The 23,156-nt window shown below is 45.3% G+C and carries 23 protein-coding genes; 9 read left to right on the top strand and 14 right to left on the bottom strand.

Annotated elements, in window-relative coordinates:
- Window positions 1-81 precede the first annotated feature (81 nt).
- From WA407_RS16100 to WA407_RS16085, 4 genes are read right to left on the bottom strand one after another with little or no spacing between them, the layout of a single operon-like run.
- Entirely contained in the window at window positions 82-1,935 is a 1,854-nt protein-coding gene (locus WA407_RS16100; RefSeq protein ID WP_254329282.1) for a beta-glucoside-specific PTS transporter subunit IIABC, read from the bottom strand.
- Window positions 1,936-1,940: 5 nt separating this feature from the next.
- Window positions 1,941-3,050, bottom strand: a complete 1,110-nt coding sequence (gene eutH, locus WA407_RS16095; RefSeq protein ID WP_336077769.1) for an ethanolamine utilization protein EutH — start codon at window positions 3,048-3,050, stop codon at window positions 1,941-1,943.
- A gap of 11 nt (window positions 3,051-3,061) precedes the next feature.
- Window positions 3,062-4,096 carry a Gfo/Idh/MocA family protein gene (locus tag WA407_RS16090; protein ID WP_336077768.1) on the bottom strand — a complete coding sequence of 345 codons (1,035 nt, stop codon included), beginning with the start codon at window positions 4,094-4,096 and terminating at the stop codon, window positions 3,062-3,064.
- 33 nt (window positions 4,097-4,129) lie between these two features.
- Window positions 4,130-5,410 (bottom strand): apiosidase-like domain-containing protein, encoded by a 1,281-nt coding sequence (locus WA407_RS16085; RefSeq protein WP_336077767.1) that lies wholly within the window; start codon window positions 5,408-5,410, stop codon window positions 4,130-4,132.
- 244 nt (window positions 5,411-5,654) lie between these two features.
- Here WA407_RS16085 and WA407_RS16080 point away from each other — a divergent pair, with 244 nt between their 5' ends.
- Entirely contained in the window at window positions 5,655-6,683 is a 1,029-nt protein-coding gene (locus WA407_RS16080; protein WP_336077766.1) for a LacI family DNA-binding transcriptional regulator, read from the top strand.
- Window positions 6,684-6,794: 111 nt separating this feature from the next.
- On the opposite strand, the gene WA407_RS16075 is transcribed toward WA407_RS16080, so the two are convergent.
- Window positions 6,795-7,700 carry an NAD(P)/FAD-dependent oxidoreductase gene (locus WA407_RS16075; RefSeq protein ID WP_336077764.1) on the bottom strand — a complete coding sequence of 302 codons (906 nt, stop codon included), beginning with the start codon at window positions 7,698-7,700 and terminating at the stop codon, window positions 6,795-6,797.
- 105 nt (window positions 7,701-7,805) lie between these two features.
- Window positions 7,806-8,210, bottom strand: coding sequence for an Rrf2 family transcriptional regulator (locus WA407_RS16070; protein ID WP_254329194.1), 405 nt, complete (start codon window positions 8,208-8,210; stop codon window positions 7,806-7,808).
- Between the two features lie 158 nt (window positions 8,211-8,368).
- On the opposite strand from WA407_RS16070, the gene WA407_RS16065 reads away from it, so the two are divergent.
- The 5 genes from WA407_RS16065 (at window position 8,369) to WA407_RS16045 (ending at window position 13,964) form a co-directional block, all read left to right on the top strand.
- On the top strand, window positions 8,369-10,294 hold the full coding sequence (locus WA407_RS16065; RefSeq protein WP_336077763.1) for a BglG family transcription antiterminator: 1,926 nt from the start codon (window positions 8,369-8,371) through the stop codon (window positions 10,292-10,294).
- 168 nt (window positions 10,295-10,462) lie between these two features.
- On the top strand, window positions 10,463-10,786 hold the full coding sequence (locus WA407_RS16060) for a PTS lactose/cellobiose transporter subunit IIA (protein WP_043882570.1): 324 nt from the start codon (window positions 10,463-10,465) through the stop codon (window positions 10,784-10,786).
- 18 nt (window positions 10,787-10,804) lie between these two features.
- Window positions 10,805-12,100, top strand: a complete 1,296-nt coding sequence (locus WA407_RS16055; protein WP_336077762.1) for a PTS sugar transporter subunit IIC — start codon at window positions 10,805-10,807, stop codon at window positions 12,098-12,100.
- A 70-nt stretch (window positions 12,101-12,170) separates the two neighbouring features.
- Window positions 12,171-13,607, top strand: coding sequence for a glycoside hydrolase family 1 protein (locus WA407_RS16050; RefSeq protein WP_336077761.1), 1,437 nt, complete (start codon window positions 12,171-12,173; stop codon window positions 13,605-13,607).
- Window positions 13,608-13,637: 30 nt separating this feature from the next.
- Window positions 13,638-13,964 carry a PTS sugar transporter subunit IIB gene (locus WA407_RS16045; protein WP_061830059.1) on the top strand — a complete coding sequence of 109 codons (327 nt, stop codon included), beginning with the start codon at window positions 13,638-13,640 and terminating at the stop codon, window positions 13,962-13,964.
- A 68-nt stretch (window positions 13,965-14,032) separates the two neighbouring features.
- Here the strand turns inward: WA407_RS16045 and WA407_RS16040 are convergent, their stop codons facing one another.
- From WA407_RS16040 to WA407_RS16030, 3 genes are all read right to left on the bottom strand, one after another.
- Window positions 14,033-14,965 carry an NAD-dependent epimerase/dehydratase family protein gene (locus WA407_RS16040; RefSeq protein WP_061830060.1) on the bottom strand — a complete coding sequence of 311 codons (933 nt, stop codon included), beginning with the start codon at window positions 14,963-14,965 and terminating at the stop codon, window positions 14,033-14,035.
- A 131-nt stretch (window positions 14,966-15,096) separates the two neighbouring features.
- On the bottom strand, window positions 15,097-15,723 hold the full coding sequence (locus tag WA407_RS16035) for a DUF1796 family putative cysteine peptidase (RefSeq protein WP_254329198.1): 627 nt from the start codon (window positions 15,721-15,723) through the stop codon (window positions 15,097-15,099).
- A complete protein-coding gene (locus WA407_RS16030) occupies window positions 15,716-16,363 on the bottom strand; it encodes a DUF1796 family putative cysteine peptidase (RefSeq protein ID WP_134903945.1) in 648 nt (215 codons plus the stop codon). Before WA407_RS16030 ends, WA407_RS16035 begins: the two co-directional genes overlap by 8 nt.
- Before the next feature lie 236 nt (window positions 16,364-16,599).
- Between WA407_RS16030 and WA407_RS16025 the strand changes: the two genes are divergently transcribed.
- Both WA407_RS16025 and WA407_RS16020 read left to right on the top strand, forming a co-directional pair.
- Window positions 16,600-16,947 (top strand): hypothetical protein, encoded by a 348-nt coding sequence (locus tag WA407_RS16025; protein ID WP_165179127.1) that lies wholly within the window; start codon window positions 16,600-16,602, stop codon window positions 16,945-16,947.
- 25 nt (window positions 16,948-16,972) lie between these two features.
- Window positions 16,973-17,368 (top strand): hypothetical protein, encoded by a 396-nt coding sequence (locus tag WA407_RS16020; RefSeq protein WP_336077760.1) that lies wholly within the window; start codon window positions 16,973-16,975, stop codon window positions 17,366-17,368.
- Between the two features lie 87 nt (window positions 17,369-17,455).
- Here WA407_RS16020 and WA407_RS16015 read toward each other — a convergent pair whose 3' ends face one another.
- From WA407_RS16015 to WA407_RS16000, 4 genes are read right to left on the bottom strand one after another with little or no spacing between them, the layout of a single operon-like run.
- Window positions 17,456-17,629: a hypothetical protein gene (locus WA407_RS16015; RefSeq protein WP_180984648.1), complete on the bottom strand. Its 174-nt coding sequence runs from the start codon at window positions 17,627-17,629 to the stop codon at window positions 17,456-17,458.
- Window positions 17,630-17,660: 31 nt separating this feature from the next.
- A complete protein-coding gene (locus WA407_RS16010) occupies window positions 17,661-18,881 on the bottom strand; it encodes a glycosyltransferase family 4 protein (RefSeq protein ID WP_336077759.1) in 1,221 nt (406 codons plus the stop codon).
- 33 nt (window positions 18,882-18,914) lie between these two features.
- A complete protein-coding gene (locus WA407_RS16005) occupies window positions 18,915-20,141 on the bottom strand; it encodes a sialidase family protein (protein WP_336077758.1) in 1,227 nt (408 codons plus the stop codon).
- Window positions 20,141-21,421: a sialidase family protein gene (locus WA407_RS16000; RefSeq protein WP_336077757.1), complete on the bottom strand. Its 1,281-nt coding sequence runs from the start codon at window positions 21,419-21,421 to the stop codon at window positions 20,141-20,143. The genes WA407_RS16005 and WA407_RS16000 overlap by 1 nt, the downstream gene beginning before the upstream one ends.
- 136 nt (window positions 21,422-21,557) lie before the next feature.
- On the opposite strand from WA407_RS16000, the gene WA407_RS15995 reads away from it, so the two are divergent.
- Window positions 21,558-21,935 (top strand): hypothetical protein, encoded by a 378-nt coding sequence (locus tag WA407_RS15995; RefSeq protein WP_029518289.1) that lies wholly within the window; start codon window positions 21,558-21,560, stop codon window positions 21,933-21,935.
- Here WA407_RS15995 and WA407_RS15990 read toward each other — a convergent pair.
- Window positions 21,932-23,131, bottom strand: a complete 1,200-nt coding sequence (locus tag WA407_RS15990) for a glycosyltransferase family 2 protein (protein ID WP_235308466.1) — start codon at window positions 23,129-23,131, stop codon at window positions 21,932-21,934. The two genes, WA407_RS15995 and WA407_RS15990, sit on opposite strands and share 4 nt — an antisense overlap.
- Between the last annotated feature and the right edge of the window lie 25 nt (window positions 23,132-23,156).

Here is a 23,156-nt window from a genome sequence, read left to right as displayed (position 1 = left end):
AAAAAACAGCTGACGACAACCCTTTTTATATACGGGTCACCGTCAGCTTTAACTTGCCTTTTTATTATGGAATATTGGAATCTATCTAATCTTTAGTAAGCGGTCTCCTGCATGAATATCCTTGGAGCCTTCAACTAAGATATCCGTGTACACGGCTGTATTGGTTACAATGACGGATGTGATAATATCATATCCTTCATCCTCTATAGCTTTGGGATCGAATTCAACCAGCTTGTCCCCTTTTTGAATCGTATCCCCTTCAGACACAAAGGAAGTGAAATGTTTTCCTTTCAAGCTGACCGTATTAATTCCAATGTGAATGAGCAGTTCAACCCCATCCTCAGAAATAAGCCCGATGGCATGCTTGGTTTTGAAAACGGTAACAACAGTTCCGTTAAATGGCGCATAGGCTACTCCTTCTTTCGGAATAATTGCGGCCCCCCGGCCCATCGAACCGCTGGAAAAAGCTTCATCTTTTACTGCGGTTAAAGGAATCAATTCACCATGTAGAGGACTGAATACCGCTTTTTCTTCTTTTTTGTTTTCATCTGCAATTTTAATCTCAGACGCAGGTTTTGCATTTTTATAACCGAAAAGATAGGTCAAAATAAATGCGACTACAAAAGCTACAACCAAAGATATGATAAAGCCGATAAAGCCTGCATCCATGCCTTTTGGATTAATGAATAGAGGTATACCAAAAATGCCACCTGAGGCAAATCCATATGCCGTTGAGCCGAGTAAGCCTGCAGCAGCTCCTCCTATACCTCCAGCGATCGAAGCTAAAATAAACGGTTTTTTGGCGGGTAGCGTAACTCCGTAAATAGCTGGTTCAGTAACCCCCATCAAACCCGCAATTGTGGCAGAAGTGGCGATGGGTTTTAATTTAGGGTCCCGTGATTTCAAAGCGATGGCAAATGCCGCACCTGTTTGCGCAAATGTCGTACAGAATAGCATACCGTTAATCGGATCAAACCCGTTCGTGACTACATTATTCAGTAGAATTGGAATGAATGCCCAATGCAGACCGAAGATAATGATGCCCTGCCAGAACCCGGCCAGAACGAGACCAGCAACAGCCGGACTTAACTGGTAAATCCACATAGAGCCTTTGGCTAACCCATCGCTGATTATAGTTGCTATCGGTCCGACAACCAGAAAAACAAGCGGTGATATGATGACCAAGGTCAGAAAAGGCACCATGAACATTTTAATGGAGGCAGGTGCAAACTTACTTATCATTTTTTCGACCTTTGCTGCCAAGAACGCTCCAATAATGATAGGTATAACAGAAGAAGTATAATTAATCAGAACGACAGGTATGGTCAAAAAGGACAACGCCGTTTTATCCGTAAAGGCGGAAGTAATGGTCGGGTACACCATCGCTGCTCCCAAAACGGCAGACAGATACGGGTTTCCTCCAAATTTTTTACCTGCTGAAAACCCTAGAATAACCGGAAAGAAATAAAACATAGCGTCCGCTGTCGCATATAAAATTTTATACGTGCCCATCTGATCAGTCATCCAGCCTAGGGATGTGCATAAGGCCAATAGTCCTTTTAGAATCCCCACAGCAGCGAGCACACCTACAACGGGCATAAACACACCTGAAATTACATCGACAAATCGGCTGAATAGGCTCGCTTTTTCATTCTTTTGATCCTCTTCAACCATCTGATCTCCATGCTTTACTCCCATTATATCCAAAAGAGCTTCATAAACTTTGGGAACCTCATTCCCGATGACCACCTGAAATTGGCCACCACTTTCCACGACGGTAATGACACCGTCAATCTGCTTGATCTTTTCTTTATCTGGCAATTGATTATCCTTCAGTTTAAATCTCAATCGAGTGACACAGTGAATGACACTGTTCACATTTTCATTTCCGCCCACGGCACTCCATACTTCTTTGGCTGTTTTTTTATGATCCATCATGTTCACTCCTTCTTGGATGCGCTTTCTATTTTTCTATTCGTAGTAGTCGGATGTGCAATAACTGCGACAATTACGGCACTGATTCCGCCTGCAAGTTTACCCACGATCATGGCAATCACCATATTCTTGTCCATCCCTGCTACAAAGCCAAGATGTCCCCCCAGAACGAAAGATCCACTGACAGCAAAAGCAATACTAATCACTTTGCCTCTGGGCTCCATCTCTTTAACTAAAGTGAACGTAGGAATATTATGAGCAAGACTAGCTACCAGACCCGCAGTAGCCGATGGATCTATGTTTAGCAAATGTCCTGCCCGTTGAAGCGGATTTTTAAATATTTTTGTAATCCAAGCAACCAACGGAAACGCACCCGCCAATACAATAGCAATCGTTCCAACCGTTTGCACACCGACAGACAACGGAGCCATATTGGGAATGATCACAAATCCAGTTAAGGTTTCGACCCCAATCGCTGCCAAACCGACAAGGGATAGAAGTCTAATGCCGTTACCAAACCACGTGAACAATCGGATCGTAAGCTCCGTAAATAGACGTAAACCCAGCATAATGATTATTGAAAGAAGCATGGGGATGATCAGATTTTTTAAAATCATCATCACGTCAAAACCAGCGGTTATTCCCCCTATGAAACAACCAAAGGGAATTGTACTGATACCGATCAAGATTCCTTTTGCAAAATATGGATGATCCTCTTTTCCCAAAATGCCGAGGGCAACCGGAATCGTAAATACGAGCGTTGGGCCAAACATGGTCCCTAGAAAAACCCATGAAAACAAACCCGCTTGCTGGCTGTGTGCCATTTCTGCCGCAAGCGCGTATCCTCCCATATCTACCGCCAATATCGTATTGGCAAAGGATGCCGGATCGGCACCCATGGCCACATATAATGGTGAAACAATAGGAATCAACCATGAGGCGAGTACAGGAGCCAAGGAAACAATTCCTATCATGACCAGAGCAAGAGAACCCATGGTCATGAGCCCATTGTTGAAGGCTTGTCCCAACCCCCAGCGATTTCCCAAACATTGATCCAATGCACCCAGCACTAAAAAAAGAGCGATAACATACATCACAATATCGTTAATGGACATCCTGATGCCTCTTAATACACATGAACTTTATGATTTTCTGCGCTGTCATAGGTGTCGAATACAAGCTGAAGGGTCTTGATATTGTCGTGACCACTCGTTTGAAATTCTTTTCCCGTGTTGAGACAATCTATAAAATGAGCCTGTAGCCTTTTATGGCTTTCCTCATAGTTTAATTCAGTCTTTTCAACCAATACTTTTTCGACTCCCTGATTATTAATGAGACATAATTTACCTGTGTTATACAGTTTTAGGGTGGCCTGATCGCCTTCAATCACCAGCTGTTCTTTATGATCGGGAAGGACCTGCTCCGGTAGTTGCTCATTCAGTTCCCTACGAGTCGCCCAGCTCATGTCCATGAGACCGAAATAATGTTCATAACCTAACATGATGATGCCGGTGTCTTCTCCCTTTGTATAAGGGCTGACTCGTTTGGTTTCCGCATATAGACGTTGGGGTTCACCAAATAAAAAACGCCATGTGTCCAGCCAATGAACTCCCATTTCATAAAACAAAAGCTTGGGCATATCTCTGAAAAATGGCTGCGGCAGCTCTTTTTCCGGGGCGAACCTCGGCGAATAAAAATCAGTATGCGTATAACGTATAACGTTCATATTCCCAACGATATTCTCTGCCAGCAGTTTTTTAATGATTTGAAAAGGTTCAAGCCAACGCCAATTTTCGGTCACCATAAGTCTGACTCCCGCAGCTTCAGCAATACCTACAATCTGCTCAGCTTCCTCCACAGAACGTGCAAAAGGTTTTTGGCACATAATATGTTTTCCGGCTGCGGCCGCCAGTCTAACCAGTTCCAGATGTGTCTCAGGAGGTGTAATGATGTCCACGACATCAACATCCGCTTCGCTTAGCATCTCCTCAAGGCCGGTATAACAATATTCAGTAGGTATATGGAATTGAGCTGCTTTTTCAAAAAGTAAACCTTGATTTCGATCACAAAATCCTTGGATTTCTACATCCGAGATAAACTGCCATGCTTTTATATGTTTTTCCGACCAATATCCCGTTCCAATGACGCCGATTTTCCACATGTTGCTTCACTCCATCCACATTCTTCTCTGTTTTTATTTCGTTCCAATGATGACAACATCACTTTCAAAGCTGTGCATGTCTAGCACCGATTGATCCTTTTGGACAGACACATCAGTTTGGGCAAACCGCTTCCCGGCTAAATCAATCGTTGTAAACTTGTAATCCTGCACGTTGATACTTAGTCGTACTTTCGTGTTAAATGGGACATACAAGATAATGGAATTCTCGTTCCCCGCAGCTCTGATTTCCTCTGTCTTGTTTAAAACAATATCCAATGGCTTAACGCCAATCAGGTTATAGATTTCAAACAAATATTTAATAAAGGAATAATCCCACGCACCTTCAAATCGTAAGGCCGTTCTCCAATCATAGGGACTATCGAATCCTTCCCCTTCTACAATACCGAATTTCTTGCCTTTTTTATGCCAGCTCCAAATTCCATGCGCCCCGTAGGTGATTCCCGCTCCCCCGCCTGCAAGGAGACTTTGCCATGCCGCTTTTCTGGCATCCAGAGCAGTGTATCTGCCATACACATTGCGGCTGTAACTAATTTGTTCATAACATGGCTCCCCATTAATGACAGGCCGTATATCCGGCTTATGATAGAAATGTTGAGCAATCTCATGGGCTACATGTTGAAACTGGGAGTTATGTCCTGATTGATACATATAGAATCCAAGACCCTTGTGTTTCTCAAAGGCTTGAGGAATTTCTCTCAATCTTCCTTGAATATGCAGCGTAGTTAAGCTTGCAGGGCTTAATTGTTGTACAATATCCAGTGCTTTTAAATAATAGGAATTGGCACGTTCGGTCGGAAAATCACTATCCCCGCTGATCAGAAAAATAGGATCCAATGGAGAAAAACGGTTTACGACGTACGTTACATAGGGTTCAACGCATTCAAACGGCATTTTATTACCCTTTTGGAACATTTCAGCCCATGTATCCGGCACATAGTTACACCACAATAGAACCAGGGCCGGAACAAACCCACGCTCTTCAGCCATTTTCAACATGATTTCTGCCCGGTCAAAATAAGCTTCATTTAATGTATGGTAGTCGAAATCCCCATTTTCCAGTAATGCAAATGGCTGTAGATTCAGATCCGATTCACTTGCATCCCATTGTCGGAGCATGTTGATTTGCAACACATTGAAACCTTGCATCTTCCGATAGTCAAGATAATCGCTCCACTCCTCTAACGTCGCGTTGGTAAATACACTCCAAACCGTATCTGCCAAATAAAAAAAAGGTTTTTCCTCTTTTGTAAAACTTCTTTGACTTTCAGCCATGTTTAAACTCAAATGAATCACCATTCCTCTCTTGCTGCATTCACAATACTCCCTAAACAAAACTAAATAAATAACTAAATTTATATGATTGTTTCGCAAAATAAACTAAATTAAAGCGCTTTACACCTGAATATTAACACTATAAATCATAAATGGTCAACTTTTTTTTATTTTTAGTTATTTAGTTTAGTTTAGTTTATAAGCTAAACTTTCTTGCAGAGTAATGATATAATTTATGTAGTTTAGTTCAATAGGGGGTTCCACATTGAAAATTGATGATATTGCAAGGCTTGCAGGTGTTTCAAAATCTGCTGTCTCTCTTGCTTTTAATAACAAACCCGGAGTCAGTGAAGAAACCAAGGAGCAAATTCTAAAAATAGCTCAAGAGCATGGATATAAACCACGCACCATGAAGACAAGCAAGGAAGTTATTAAAAATCATCATGTGATACGCTTTGTGGCCTGTAAAAATACAGACATCGTAACAGAGCATTATGATTCACTTCCATTTTTCAATGAGTTAATTCATCATATTACCAATCAGGTGAGAGAACATGGAAACACCTTGATTTTTTCGTCTTTTGATAGCCATAGCCTCGAAGAAGAATTATCTGCTTTGGAAAAAGATCAGCCTTCTTCAGGCATACTTCTGCTTGGTACCAATTTAACTTCTGAGATTATTCATTCCATACAGTCCATTCATTCCAATATCGTGGTGTTGGATACCTGCTTTGAACACGTCGATGCCAGTTTCGTATCTATTAACAACTATCTTGGTGGGTATCAGGCAGGCCAATATTTAATGCAGTCAGGACACAGAAAGATAGGATACGTACAATCCAGTACGAGGATTCTTAACTTTACAAAACGAAAGGAAGGGTTTATGGCGGCTTTAGAGGAGCACAATCTTTCCATAGAAAATGGGCTTACATTTGATATGCATCCCATGCTTGTGATGTCACAGGACGCATTTAAAACAGCTATTCATGAATTGAATGAGCTACCTTCGGCCCTATTTTGCGAAAATGATTATATGGCGATCAGTGCCATTAAAACGTTTCAGGAAATGAACATCCGAGTGCCTGAGCAAATTTCCGTCATGGGATTTGATAATATTCATGAAGCCAAGGTCATTAGCCCGGAACTCACAACCATTCATGTGAAAAAGGATATTTTGGCCCGAACTGCTGTAAACTTGCTTATGGAGAGGCTTAACCATCATCAGGGGCATCATACCCAGGTTCTTGTGAATACAGAGGTTATTAAAAGAAGATCTTGTTTAGCCTCAGAATAACCTATGATCATTGGTTTATTATTGCTTGCTGTCTCTATGATTTTAGAATAAAGCCGCCGTGTTGGCGGCCTTTTCTATTACGAACTCCATATGGGATATTCAAATTTATGGTTATTCGTTGAAATCTTCCTCTGTCAAATCCATATTTACGCTCGCAGCGGTTCGACTGCCGTCGGCCGCGGCAAAAATCAACTGGGAAGGCATGAAGTACGATGAATCCCCGGCAGCATATACACCAGGTATGGAGGTTCTCCCCGCTTCATCCGTCTTGATCCCGCCCGACTCCGTTCTTTCACAGCCCAAACGTTCTCCAAACGGTGCATTTTGTACAAACTGGGGAGACACAAAGCCGCCGATCCTCGGGACTTGAGTGCCATCCGTAAAGCGCACATGCTCAAGCTTTCCATTGTGACCGATGAACGCCGCAACAGGTTGCTCCATTACGATGATTCCTTTAGAATAGAGCCGTTCTTTTTGCTCGTCCGACAGGGATGCCTGACCATTCGTACAGACGATCAAATCCTTACTCCAGTTAAGGAGTAGTTTGGCTGTATGAAATATAGCTGCCGATTCAGAGACGAGGACAAGCGGTTGATCCCGCAACTCCCAGCCGTCGCAATAAGGGCAATTAAATAAACTTTTCCCGTATAACGGATAAAAACCTTCAATCTCGGGGAATATCTCCTTTACGCCCGTCGCCAATATCAATTTCCGCGCTTGAACGCGATGGCCTGACGAATCAAGTACCTCAAATCCAGATTCGTTTTTTGTAATCGAAACAACCTCGGTTTGCAGATGATGGACAGACGGATAACGCAACACTTCCTCATAAGCTACACGGCGGAACTCGGCCGGCGTTACGCCGTCTCTCGTAATAAAACCGTGCGACGCATGCGTAACCGCATTTCTGGGCCGATTATTATCAATCAAAGCCACACTTCTTCTGGCCCTGCCAAGCACGAGGGCTGCATTCAATCCGGCGGGCCCTCCGCCAATAATAGCGCAATCGTACAGCATAACACCCAACTCCCTTTAAAAGATATTAGAGACTCTTTATATCTTCAATAAAACAAAAAAAAGCTTTACATAACTGGCAACCACCCTCTTTCTATATAAAGTCGCTTACTTTGAAACTTGCGTTTGCTTTTGCGCCAAATCGACCAATTTCGTATTTTTAAGATGTCGTTCCATTTTCTCCTCTGCTTCCCTCATTACAGCTTGAATCAGGCACTCGGAGCCGTGGACAAAATCACATTCAAACAAAGAATTCGTTCCTTCAATGGCATGGATAATATCCAAAAAGGTAATGTCCTCTTTATGACGAGAAAGTCGATAGCCTCCATTGGCTCCAGAAACCGATTCGATCATCCCAGCCTTCACAAGCCTTGTCAAAATTTTCGAAAGATAAGTTGGTGAAACTTTTTGGGATTCGGCTAGTTGCTGAACACCTACCGGCTTCACCGACGAATCAGTAACGAGCATGAGCATAGTGTGCAGAGCATAATTCGTTGCTTTTGTAAATTTCATAACTACACCTCAATCAAAGACTTATTGTATCCACTATATCCCCGAATCTGCTAGTGTGTCAAGGTCATCTAGCATTCACGCTGCTGTTAATCCTTCTTTTGGTTACGTTCTAACCGTTGTATACTGTTCATCAGAACAGCTAAGAAAGGGGGCTCGTTGTGCGTATTTTTGATATTCTTCGTATATTGGTTGCAGAACAGATGGTCAAAGGAGAACACTTGGCAAATGCATTGAAGGTATCTTCTCGAACGATACGAACGGATTTAAAGGAATTGGGTGCTCTGTTGTCAAAGCATGGAGCAGCAGTTAAGCCCCTTAAAGGGACAGGCTACAAGTTAGAGGTTCGGGACGAACAAGCATTTCATCATCTACTGAAGCAATTAAAGGATTATGATCATCATGTGCCCTATCCATTAGCGAGTTCTTCTGAAGCTAGAAACCGTTTTTTAATGAAAAAGCTATTGCTTACCAATGCATATGTCAAACTTGATGATTTAGCCGAGATCCTGTATGTTAGTCGATCTACTTTACAGAATGACCTCAAAGAACTGCGCAAGCTGCTGGCAACTTACGGACTATCTCTGGAGAATAGACCCTATCATGGTATTCGAGTCAAGGGTAATGAGGCCAAGCTGCGTTATTGCATTTCCGACTATTTATTTAACAGGTTAGATGAAATAGGCGAGCAGCAGGTGTCCCCCCCTCTTCTGATCTCTAACGAAGAGATGGAATTCATAAGAGAAGTGATTCTGGATCGTATTGAGATCCATGATATTCAGTTGTCGGACATTGCCCTGAACAATCTGGTCATTCATATCGCTATAGCATGTAAGCGTATTCGCGAAGAAAGGTATGTGTCGTATTATCCGCAAGAGATGAAAAAAATTGAAGCGCAGAAAGAGTTTAGGGTGGCGACTGAGATCGTATCCGCCTTGGAACAAATCATGAAGCACTCCTTTCCACTTGTTGAAGTTGCGTACATTGCTGTTCACCTGTTGGGTGTAAGGACCGTCGTTAGTGCCCGTATGGATGAGGTGGAGATTAAAAAGATCATTGATAAAGATATCTACGAACTGACTATCGAAATACTAGACCAAATTGATCAGCAGTTGAAGATGAACATTCATAACGATCAAGAATTGCTGATTGCATTTTGCCTTCACCTCAAACCGGTGATCAACCGTTATCAATACGGAATGAATTTGCGTAATCCTATGCTGGATGAAATCAAAGCCAATTACCCGCTTGCCTTTGAAGCAGGTATCATTGCTGCGGAAGTCATCAAGCAGCGGCTTCATATACACATCGAGGAAAATGAAATTGGGTATTTAGCTATTCATATCGGAGTCGCGATGGAAAGAAAGAAAATGGAGGACGCGCCCAAAAGATGTATGATCGTATGTGCTTCTGGACTCGGCAGCGCTAAGCTGCTGTATTATAAGCTTCAATCGGTTTTCGGTTCCAGGTTGGATATCGTAGGAACCACTGAATTTTATAAGCTGAAACAAATGCCGTTGGATACATTGGACTTTGTCATTAGCACGATCCCCATTTCAGAACCGCTTTCTATCCCCATGATCCATGTGAATACATTTTTAGGCGGTTCCGATATTACTAAAATTGAGCAAGCCATTTCTGAGACCAGACTTCCTGCTGTGCAGTATGTACGAAAAAAATTGGTCTTTCTTCAGCAGAAGTTTGAGAACAAACTCCAAGTGCTTGAATTTATAGCCGAAAAAATACACGAAGCAGATCTTGTAAAAGGCCCCCTGCTGCAATCTGTAATAGAGCGTGAAGCCGTTTCCCCCACTTCATTTGGCAACTTGGTCGCGATCCCGCATCCGATGGAACCTTTCGCAGATTCTACGTTTTGGGCCATCTGTACATTACAAAAAGCTATCGACTGGGATGGCAAGCCGGTACAGTTTATTTGTATGCTCTGTATACAGCGCACCAAATCAGAAGATTTACAGACTATGTATCATATTTTGCTTGAAATTTTAAATAATGAACAGCTCGTCCAGCAGCTTATTCGCTGCAAATCGTATACAGAATTCATAGAAGTGTTGCACAAAAATTGTTGAACATAAGGAGTATGAAGAACGATTTATTTCCGTTAAGAAGAGGAAATAATGTACGTTATGTTGAAAGCGATTCCAAATTATAATAGCCATACGACGAGGATGATTGAAAGGAGAGAGGATCACGTGAATAATGATGAATCTACAGAGCACGACGTAAACATGGAGGACATGGATGATACAGAGATTGTATTCCAAATTATATTATACGCAGGGAATGCACGCAGTTCGGCCATGGAGGCGATTGAGCTTGCAAAGGCGGGGAAATTTCAGGAAGCCAAAGATGAATTAGCCACAGCAAAAAAAGAACTGGTGTCCTCCCACAAAATTCAAACCAGAATTATCCGCAAGGAAGCAGCGGGTGAAAAAACAGAGATGTCCGTCATGATGGTACATGCTCAAGATCATCTGATGAATGCCATCACCATTCGCGATATGGCCTCAGAGTTTGTAGACCTGTATGAACGCATTGATCAATTCGTACCGAAATCGTAGAGGGAGGGACGCGATCCCATGGCATTCAAAGACAAACTGGTCGATGGCCTCACATCGGTAGCAAATGCAATCAATAATTTTAAATATATTATAGCGATCAAATCAGCTTTTATCACATTAATGCCTGTTATTATTGTCGGTGCCTTTGCTGTATTGATTTCTAATATGGTCATGGACCCGGTCAATGGCCTTGCGCATTTTAAGCCGTTCTCATTCCTGGCTGAGTACAAACCGATTTTCTCGGGCATTAACTATGCCAGCTTGAATATCCTTACCATTCTGGCTATTTTCATGATTGGTCTGGAGCTAGGAAAAATTAACGGTGAGAAAAATCTCTTCCCCGGTTTGCTTGCTTTAATCTGTTTTATCTCTGTGACACCAACCACGATAGAGTTGATGGTTAACGGTGACATGCAAAAAGTAACAGACGTCTTAGCCCGTCAATTTACGGATACCAAGAGCTTGTTTTCAGGTATTTTCATAAGCATCCTATCCGTTGAGCTGTACAGTAAGTTGGGCAAGTCCGATAAGCTAAAAATCAAAATGCCTGAAAGTGTTCCCAGCAATGTGGCCGTTTCTTTTTCTGCATTGATACCAACCATCATTACGGTGACAGTCTTCTCAATGCTCGGATTTTTCTTTCATAAGTTTACAGGTCTCTACCTGTACGATGCCGTCTATAATGTGGTACAAAAACCTCTGGAGACCGTAGTACAGGGACTGCCAGGTATACTGGTGCTGATGCTGGTTGCGCAAATCTTCTGGGTGATCGGTATTCACGGGAACCAAATGGTAAAGCCCATTCGTGAACCCCTGCTGCTTGGCGCGATTACCGTCAACATGACTGCTTATGAGCAAGGACTGCCCATTCCGAACATTATTACGATGCCTTTCTGGGACGTATACATGAGTATCGGTGGTTCAGGAATTACGCTGGCTCTCTTGATTTGTATTATGATCGCTTCCAAGCGTGAAGATATGAAGGAAATAACAAAGCTTTCGTTGGGTCCGGGTCTGTTTAATATTAATGAGCCTGTCATTTTTGGACTTCCGATTATGTTGAATCCATTGATGGCTATCCCTTTCATTATTACTCCGCTCATCACAGGAACGATTGGTTACTTCTCGACGTTGCTTGGATTTGCAGGTAAAGCCGTCGTCATGGTTCCATGGACTACTCCGCCTATTATTAATGCCTACCTGTCTACAGGTGGAAGCATTGGCGCCGTCGTAACTCAGATCATTTGTATTGTGGTAGCCATTATCATTTATTTCCCGTTCGTCAAAATTGCCAACAAGCGAACGGCTGAATAATGCGTTACTATAGAAATACATCAATTAATTGAAAACGCATTCTTTATACAATGAAAAGGAGAAACATGTCATGGCTAAACATACGATACAAATTCCGTCGAATTTCATCATGGGTGCAGCGGCTTCCGCTTGGCAGACAGAGGGATGGAGCGGTAAAAAAGAAGGTCAGGACTCATACCTAGACCAATGGTACAAAAATGACCGCTATGTCTGGCACAATGGATATGGACCCGCGGTTGCAACCGACTTTTATAATCGCTATACCGAAGATATTGCGCTGATGAAGCAGATTGGCTTAACCCATTATCGTACTTCTATTAATTGGTCCCGCTTCTTAACGGATTATGAGAATGTAGTGGTGGATGAAGCGTATGCGGATTATATGGGCCGAGTCATTGATGAGCTGATTGCAAGTGGAGTCGAGCCGATGATTTGTCTGGAGCACTATGAGGTACCCGCTTATTTGATGGATAAATATGAGGGCTGGTCCTCCAAGCATGTAGTGGAACTGTTTGTAAAATATGCGGAAAAAGTGTTTGAACGGTACGGGGATCGGGTCAAGCACTGGTTTACGTTTAATGAGCCCATTGTTGTACAAACGCGTGTCTATCTAGATGCCCTCCGCTATCCCTATGAACAAAATACGCGAAAGTGGATGCAATGGAACTATAATAAAACGCTGGCTACCGCGAAATGCGTACAGCTTTTCAAAGCAAAAAACTATAGTCAGCACGGGGCTAAAATAGGCGTGATTCTAAATCCCGAAGTCACGTATGCCCGATCAAGCGCCCCTCATGACCAATACGCGGCGCATGTGTATGATTTATTTTACAATCGAGTATTTCTGGACCCGCTTATTAAAGGCGAATACCCACAAGAATTGTTCGATCTCATGGGCAAGCATGATATTGCATTTGAAGCTACAACGGAAGAGCTGACCGTGATTAAGAAAAATACCGTTGACTACGTCGGAATCAATCTCTATTATCCCCACCGGGTCAAAGCGCAGAGTAAAGCGTGGAATGAAAACACCCCCTTCCACCCCTCTTACTACTATGAGCATTTTGATCTTCCGGGTAAAAGAATGAACAAGTCACGGGGCTGGGAGATTTATCCGAAAATCATTTACGATATGGGAATGCGTATTAAGAACGAATATCACAATATCGAGTGGTTTGTCGCAGAAAATGGTATGGGCATTGAGAATGAGGTTGCCTTCAAAAATGAGGAGCACATCATTCAGGACGACTATCGTATTGACTTTATAACTGAGCATTTATACTACACGTTACAAGCTGTAGAAGCAGGCTCCAACTGTACAGGTTATATGCTGTGGGCCTTTACAGACAACGTTTCTCCCATGAATGCTTTTAAAAATCGCTACGGACTGGTGGAAATTAACCTAGACAATGATCGAAGTCGGCATTTGAAGAAATCCGGCTACTGGTATCAAGCTGTTATCAAGGAACGCTCGTTTGTTGCTGATCTGGGTGAAGAGTATAAGTAGTTAAAAATGAATTTCTGGAGGCGCTCAACGATGAAAAAAATTATTCTGGCATGTGCTGCGGGTATGTCCACATCCATTTTGGTTTCTAAAATGAAAAAAGAAGCAGCAGCAAGATCCATAGAGCTGAACATCGAAGCCATCCCCGAAAGCACCATTAAGGAAGAGCTGGAAGGCATTACAGATTCTGTGATTGCTATTTTGCTCGGACCTCAAGTACGGATGCGTAAAAAGGCAGTAACCGAAATTGCTGCTCCCTATAGCATTCCTGTAGATGTCATTGACACGTTGGCTTATGGTAGAGGAAACGGTGCAGCAGTCCTGGATCAAGCCTTGAAGCTGGCTGGCGAGAACATCTAATTGCTATTCAAATGAAAAAGAGGCTGAGTATTTCCTCAGTCTCTTTCTTGATATCCGCGCGCTTTTGATCAAGACATACCTTCTTTGCCTGAGCCCATACTGCTCACATACGTTTCCTGTAAACCGGCAGAAATGCCGTATAGCGGTTCCCAACGAAGCCAATGTCTGGCGACTGCATTACTAAGACAGCTATGGTGAATGTCTCCCGCTCGCGCCGGTGAATATACAGGACGGACAGACGAACCATGCAGCTTTAGTAAATCGTAGGCCAGTCGATTGATGGACGTCGTTCGTCCCGTACTTACATGTACTGTGCGTTGGTCCGCTGCATGAATAGCCGCCATATTCGCTCGAACGACATCCTTGACGTACACAAAGTCGCGGGTTTGTGTCCCATCACCGTGAATGAGCAAGGGGCTTCCTTTTTTCAGCCGCTCCATAAAGAGAGCGACTACACCACCCTCTCCCTTCGCAGCCTGACCGGGACCATACACATTTCCATAACGCAAAATCGTGTAGTTCATTCCGTACAGCCGATAAAAAAGTCGAATATACGATTCTGCGGTCAGCTTGGACAGTCCGTAGCCTGAAATCGGCTCCACGGGATCGTCTTCCTGTATACATTGCTTTTGTAGCTCTCCATATACACCGGACGTGGACGCAAATATAAATTTTGACACACCGGCTTCATGACAAGCCTGCAACAAATGGATCGTCCCCAGCACGTTCACATCCGCGTCCTCATCGGGTTGATGGATGGATTGCTGTACATCCGCCTGTGCGGCCAAGTGAAACACAATATCCGGGCTTTCCCGAATCAGCAGCGTCCTAGCTTCAGAGCTGCGAATATCCGCAATATGCATGACTGCGCGCGGGTCCACATTTGCGATATTCCCGGTCGTCAGATTATCCAGCACATGCACTCTGATGCCCGAATCAGCAAGCGCACGTACCAGCTGAGAACCAATAAATCCGGCTCCCCCGGTGACCAAAGCCTTCACTAGCTCACCCTCCTTTTGAACCGAAGCATATGACTTCCCTTCGCATCATGTTATGCGACTCCCTATAGCTTGGCGCAGGCACAAGCACAGTCCGAAGACAATCTATAGTGTGTCTCTAGAATCTCAGAACCTCAGACATGCAGCCTGACATTTTCCAGCATATAACTCCACATCTCATCTTGACCCTTCCATATATCCTCAGGCGGCAGCTCCACTGAAACCAGCCGCTCCAATCCCCAATCCAGCTCCGTCACACCATCATTCCCTGTATAATCCACGTATAACAAGCGAAAATCATGTGTAATCCTCTGCAATAACACATCATGTAGTCCCACCGCTTGCTCCCGACTGCCCCCGACACGAACCAGTAGCAGACGGGACGCAAGCGTGAATTGATCCAGTAGACGTGCGATGCGACGATCAAGCGTCGTTTTGAATGCAGGATAGGAAGTCAGCTGCTCCGATGTATTCTCTCTAACCGGAAAATGGTGTGCCGCTGTAATCTCATAGTTTGCATCCTCGACCATGAAGTTATGCTCGCCGTAATCGTGCCCCGTGACACGCAGACTATCAACATCCATAAAACCGGCAAAACGGGCGTCCAGCAAGCGACTGACCTGTGACAAGTTACCGGAAATCATCCAGTCCAGCGGACCCGCATAGGGACGCAGTCCGTTTTTATCCAGCTGAATGGAAGGCAAGCAATGTCCACCCAGACTGAATACAGCATCATAATTCCCCTGCAACCGCTCAAGCACGACGCCCTCCCCTTTCCGAGGACAAGGTCATCCCTTTAAAAAGGGTACGCCAGTGTGGATCACTTTTGTAATTCCATACATCGGCAAAAGGCATTTCCACCGCGCATACATGTGGAAGCTGCCAATCCACCTCCGTCAACTCCGTTACACCGGAACAATTCACCACCAACAAACGAAATTCATTCGCTACCATACCTGACAAGATACGTTCCAGTTCCTCTACTTCTTCATAGGTTCCCAGCATACGGACGAACAAGCTGCGCTTCGCCATCTGTGTTTTTGCAAAAAAACGTTCGATACGACGGTCTATCTTTTCCCTGAACTCGGGATAGGTCACCAGATCTGAGGACGTATTGCGTTCCTGCGGAAAATCATGCACCGAGATCACATTATAAGCGATATCTCTGACCATATAATTCAGTTGGCTCGTACCAACGACACTTAAATTGGGCAAATCCATAAATCCGGCAAACCGATTTTCTAGCAAGCGGTTCACATCGGACAGCGTGTCAGACATCATCCAATCCAGTACCCCGGCAAACGGCCGCAAACGGTTCTTTTCCAATTGAATGGCAGGTGTACAGTTTTGTCCCAGACTGAAGACCGCTTCATATTCCCCAGCCAGCTGTGCGAGTCTCATAGCCGTGCCTCCTTTTTTAATACGCCCCTTCCCTCAGCGACCCTTCTTCTGTAGTCGAAAAGGGACTTCAGGCCGTAGTATGTTCCACTCTTCATTACATGCACAGCACGGCGAAAAGGGTTGGACACCAATGCGCTTTTTGTCAAAGAGGCGTACAACTATCCAGTCCAATCTCGGTTATTTTTCATATCATATTAAGGCTGATAACCTAACGGAATTCAAGGAGGCATCATCATATGTCCGTGTTTCTTTTAACCGTCGATCATCATCTCGCTTACCACAGCGCCCATATAGAAAGCTGCCATGTGACCTTTTTCAATCGTGAAAAGAGAGCCGTCGATGTGTTGCTGGAAATGGGAAATGACAGTGGTGTTTTCCGACGGCAGCTCCTTCGATTGAGCCCTTCTCCTGAAGCTGGCTCCGTGCTAGAACTCAAGGATATGGAGACCGCCCAAAATCCTTTTTACCTGCGAGTGGTGACGAGTATTTACAACCCGGAAACGCTGTTTATCCTGGCTGAATTTTTGGAAAACGGGAACATTGTCGCTAAACGTACAGCCAGTCATTTTACCGTGACGCCCTAATGAACGGGCAGAGGAGGAAGAAGGTATGTTGAAATATTCAGTTCAAAATAAAGCTGAGCCAGGCACATATGCACTGCCTTTTCAGGTCACCGAGCAGGAGAGCGTGCTCTCTACATTAATCATTCCTGCAAGTGAATCTGAAGGACATATTGTCATTGAAGTCTCCTTGGCATGGGAAAATCCGCTGCTCAACTGGGATATCGGGGAGCTAGACATTCGATTGCGTCGCAATGATGAGCGGGGACCTATGCTGGATTGGTTGCAGGATTCCTGTTATCAGGAGGGATTTGCCGAGTTAAGATATGAGGAAACGGGAAAACAGGCAGAGCCTTATGTATACTGCTTGACCGTACAATCAGCTGACCGCCGTGCTGTTGTTACGGGACCGCTCATAATTCGAGGCTCCGTTTATGAAGATTGACGAAAACTGGATGGACAATGAACTGAAATAAACTAAAGGCAGGTGGGAGTTTTAAGCCCGACCTGCCTTTTTATATGGTCTGTACCCTCATGGTGCGGATTGTCTCAGACGTTCCAAAATGTCAGCGTCTGGCAACTTATAATCTTCCGGCAATGAGGTGTTAATTCGGTTCCATATTGCGTAATCGACCTTCAGATCTGGGTGCGACTGCTGGATTTCAAAAATACGGTTGTACAAGTCTCCAACGACAGGAAAAGTCATGCTCTCCCTCCTAACTATAGAATCAACGTATTCAACGTACTTGATTCAGCGCTTGCCCATAAATATTCACGAGCCGCTCAATCATAACATCCAGAGACCAATGCGCGGTCCCCCATGCTTTGGCACGTTTTCCCATAGCTATCCGCACTTCATCCTGAGCCAGCAAATGCTGCAAATGAGCTGCCAGTGCCTCCACATCGCCAACCGGGGAGACCAGTCCGGTGTGTTCATGCTTGACCATTTCCGGCAGTCCACCCGCATCCGATACCACTGCCGGAAGCCCCAAAATCTGCGCCTCCATGACCGAAAACGGCTGATTGTCCTGTATGCTCGGATGAACAAAAAGATCCGCCAGTTGTAAAAGAGCAGGTACATCTTCACGATGCCCCAAAAAAACCACATCTTCCTCCAGCCCTAGCTCCTTCGCCTGTGTTTGAAGCTCTTCCCTTTTATCTCCCTCCCCGACAATCCAGCAAACCCAATCCGTACGACTTGCTTTCAGTAGGCCAAGAGAGCTTATTAAATAATGCAGCCCTTTGATATAGACTAGCCGTGAAGGACAAATTATAACTTTTTTCCCCTCAGGTCGTACGACGTCCGTTCCCCGGGCGTGGACTTCCCAGAAGTGCTCGGTATCCAATCCGTATTGGAAAGTAGCAATCTGCTGCTCAGGCACTTCGAACTCACGCACGAGCGTCTGTTTCATCCATTCTGTAGACGTAATGGTAATATCCGCGGATAGAGCGCCATAGTGCTCCAGCGCCCAATAATATTTCCACATCAGCGTCTCACGGTAACCCTCCTCATGATCCCGCTCCAGAGCCATCATGACTTCACGAGCCAACGAGCCATGAATATTCGCTACCAATGCACTGTCCTTACGTTTGACCCGACTTAGAGCACGCGTCGCAATAACATCTTGCGTGTGAATAACATCATACTGCTCAACCCCGAAATACGCCGCTGCCAGTTCCATACAGTATCGATCCTTTTCCACCGTCTGCACCCATGAATCCAGATGTAATACAGGGACAGCCGATTCATTTAGCTTCGTATGCAACAGGGGCAGCAGTTGATCCTTCAGTAGCTCCCTATCTTCAAAAACAATATGGTATTTAGGTGTATCCGGTCCGTTCCCCATCAAGTCTACCGTGTGACCCAGTAGCTCCAGTCTCCGTTTAATTTGCAGCATAAAGGGCCATACGCCACCCAAATGAGGAATCGGCCAGTACGTAGCCAACAAAATTTTCAAAACAGCCTCACCTCCTCTGTCTCGTACGCTGAGCTACATTCCGCTACTTCCGTAAATTTGCTGGAAACCCGATAACGCATCTGTCCAGACCGCAAAAAATCCATTATTCGGCACGATCGTTACATCAATAAAATTACCGATTGTAACGACTGGAACCGGACTAATCCCGTTAGGATTAAAGGAGCTGTCTGTTATTCTGAGGTTCGTAAATGTATTCCCTCCGTTCGTTGATTCGGCCACAAATACGTCTAATAAAGAGGTCGTTATTTGATTGGTATAATATACGATCTTAATCACGCCGGTCACAGGCGAAACATCAATAGCCGGGAAAAAATGCTGTGCTCCGGCACTGGCTCCTGTCACCGATTGCGGTGCAGTCCAGCTTAATCCACCATCCACCGACCGGGCGAGCAGTACATCCGCATACCCTGCCCGATTATCCTGCCAGACCGCATAAAGTGTTCCCTGATTCGGGCTAGTAGAGCGATCTACCGCAATGTTGGCCATCGGCAGCACATTGAAGCCAAAACCGGCCACGGGCAACGGACTCGGAACCGGGACAACAGAAGACACAGGCAGCGAAGAACTGAATGCTGTCCCCCCATTGAAGGATACAATGACCTGATATTGGTTAACCGGATTCGTCACAATGTACCCGACATAAATCACCCCTGTAATGCTCACGGTGATTTCCCCACGCGTAATCTGATTAGAGCCAGCGGTGAGCACCACGGGTGTATCCCACGTGATCCCTCCATCCTGCGAACGCTGGAAAAACATGACGGATCCGCCAAAAAAGTCAGGATTGTATTGATGCGTATAACATAAATAGATGTTTCCGGTATAGGAGCTGACCTGAGAAGTATCAAATTTGATGATGATCTCAACATTATTGACAAATGTCCCATACCCTCGCTGGGTAATCACAGGCGGATCAAATGTATTACCGTTATCTCTGGATACATAGGTAGCGATGGTACCGCTCAAGCCGTCTGCGGTAAATACGTGACAGGCTATGACAAACAAGTTGGGAAAACCGTAGCTGACGCTATGGGATTCCGCCCCTACATAGCCGGCTGGTAGCGGTAAAATCTGCTGGGTGAAAGAGACACCGCCGTTACCTGAACGGTATACCGCCGTCAACGGCGGCCCTGTCGTAAAATCAGTCGCCGCAGACACAATGGTACCGTCGAGCAGGTTGAAAGCTACACTCGGCTCCTGCGCCAGCCTTCCGTTCGGCGTAAGCTGTACGTTCGGCATCAGTCCCCACCTCCCGGTACACCAGCAAAAATTGTCAAACTGCCTGTGCGCGTATCCGTCCAGACGGAAATGTAACTATTCGGCGGTACAATGGCGACATCAATATAGTCGCCGATCAGTTCTGATTCTTCGCCACCGCCCCCGACATTCGGGTTAAAGGAGGTCGTGGTGAGACGACTGTTCGTAAAGGTGTTGCCTCCATCTAACGATTGGGCGGCAAACACATCCAGATTAAAGCCGTCCAAGCGATTGGTATAGTACACGACAACGACCAGTCCCGTCTTAGGCGACACCGAAATCGCAGGAAAGAAATTTTGCGAGCCTGGCGGGCTGTCCGTCACGATGATCGGAGCACTCCAGGTACCGCCGAAATCGCTTGATTTGGACAACAAAATATTGCTGTATCCCTGACCAAAATCCTGCCAAACGGCATATAGCGTATTTGTTGTGGAAGGCACACCCGAGCAGTCTGCAACCAAGCTGGGGAAGTTCAATATTCGAAAGTCATATCCGGGGACGGGCAAAGGATTGGGCACCAGCGTTATATTGGATACGAGAATATCCCCACTGAAAGTTGCCCCTCCATCAAAGGATCTCCGAATAAAAAAAGCCGGTGTTTGTGGCCCCGTACGAATCCAACTGACATAGACACTGCCAAATTTGTCGACCGCAGGTTCAGGTCGTTCTGTAGAAGATTGGATATTCGAAAGCAATAACGGTCGATCCCAAGTTAGTCCTCCATCGATGGAACGCTGGTAGAACGCCGCAGAACGAGCATTAAAATCCACATTATATTGACGGTTATACGTGACATAGACATGCCCAAGATAGGGACTTGCCCCGGCGTTATCCGTCGTAATATTGGTCCAGTCATTATTAATGTAGTCTCCATAGCCCGGGTTAATGACCACTGGAGGATCAAAGGTGGCTCCATCGTCCGTAGAGCGATAGATCACGACAGCCCCGTTCTCATTTCCCGGAAACACATGTGCGGATATGATGAAAATATTCGGGAATAGATAGGCTACCATTCCTGCCTCGGCTCCTGTATATCCCGGTGGAATTGGCAGTAAAGTATCAGTCCAGTTCGCCCCGGCGTCCAAGGAACGATACAGTCCAATCAGCGGGGGCCCGCTGCTAAAGTCAACAGCGACAGCCACAACAATATTCGGATTCAACAAATTAACGGCGACACTGGGCTCAAATTTGGGCAACCCGCTGGGTGTCACCTGAAAATTCAAAGGCATCGCGAGCATTCCCTTCATTATATAAATGGACATGCTATTTCTATTAAAATGTACTTTTTTCAGCATAGCCTACAGACAACCATACAAGCTTTCTTTTCAATAGATTCATAGTATAGAAGCATCCCTTCAGGGGTTTTCCAATATTCTGTTTTTTGAGAGGATGATTCGATTGGCTTTTACAACCGGATATATGACCAACACTAGAGACTTTGGTACTGCCTGCTCCAATGTCGTTGTAAATTTGGTCAACGAGGATACAGTGAATGCGGCAACCGTGACCATCCAAATTTTTTTCTCGCTTGTACCGGATACCAAGACACCACTATATGTGACATCGGTTAACTTACCTGCAAACTCCATTGCCCGCCGTACCTTCTTTATACAAGGGGTTCTTGCCTATGAGGTACAATACAACGTGGCCTCCGCTGCTCCAGCGAATGTTGTGCTCTCCAACTTTGGACTGGATCAGTTTGGTAATGTTGTACAGGAACACCGTGTTCTTCAGTCAGAGCTGACCACAATCCCGGCGCTGTCTCCTGTTATTTAAAAGCTACCCTGTTCCAGTGCTTGATGCAATCTGTGGGTGTAATACACGTAATTCCATTCCGGTGGTACAGACTGAACCCCTCGGCCGCTGCCGATGGTTGAGTGGTCATCTGTGTAGTAGGAAAAGGCATGTGTATCCTGTAATGGGCGCAACAAATCCGTGAGATACAGTAGATCCGTCACGGCAATATAAGGTTTGACACCGAAGCATACAACAAAGCGGGTCGTGGTTTCACCAATAGCCTGAACCAGTGCTTCTTGGACCGAATAATGCTGACGTGGCGTTACGATTAACCGAGGATCGAGCATCATCGACAGGAAAGCGCTGGCTCCCTGTTCTGGCGTTAAATCCAGCAACCGTACCACGCAATTGCTGTAGTGCTGCTCCAGCAGATTATCCAGCAATGATTCAGCTTGAGCCATATCCGTGACAGGCATTAAAACCGTCATTTCAAGTGGGATGCCCCGACGTGCTCTCGCCTCATGCTTGGCGATTTGGAATGCGCGCCGCCAGCGTCGGTGCTCCTTCTGGCTGTGCAAACCAGCCGATACACTGAATGTGGAATTCACCCGGTAATCCATCAGGATCTCCGGGATGAATTTCATGCTGCACGTCTCGGTTAGCCGCAGCCAGTAATCATAATCCTCAACTGGTTGCAGCCGATAGCCGCCAATCTGGCGGGCATATTTGCTTTTGTACATAAATGAAACCCCGACAATGCTGGCATTCAGCAATTCATGATGCGGCTGGCTTTGGTACCGGATCAAAGCTTGTTGATGCTGCTCGTCATACAACGGGTTCCCATATGCGTCAACCTGGCGGAAGGTAGAGAACACAAGACCGAGTGAGTCCGGCCCCTGCTCCAGCTCCTGCCGCAATCGTTCAATAAAGGAAGAATTATAAACATTGTCGCTGGATACCCAGGTCACATACTTGATCGCTGGATCTTTAAACAACTCATCGAATCCCCAGTTAAGGGCGTGGGATACTCCTTTGTTCTGAGGGAGTGTAACCAACTGAACGCGCGGGTCTCCCATTGCTGCGTGGAGCGCTGGTCCCACCATTTCCGGCGCTCCGTCAATAACAATGATGAAGCGAAATGCCCTGTAGCTCTGGGCTAGTACGGATGAGATCGCGGCTTGCAGATAGCCGATATCCTGTTTGTACAGTGGCATAACAATCCCCGTATCTACCATATCAATCCCCCCTGACAGACTTTCG

The sequence above is a fragment of the Paenibacillus sp. 203 genome, assembly GCF_037027525.1.
GTDB lineage: Bacteria > Bacillota > Bacilli > Paenibacillales > Paenibacillaceae > Paenibacillus > Paenibacillus polymyxa_B.
This window is presented reverse-complemented; position numbering and strand designations above follow the sequence as displayed.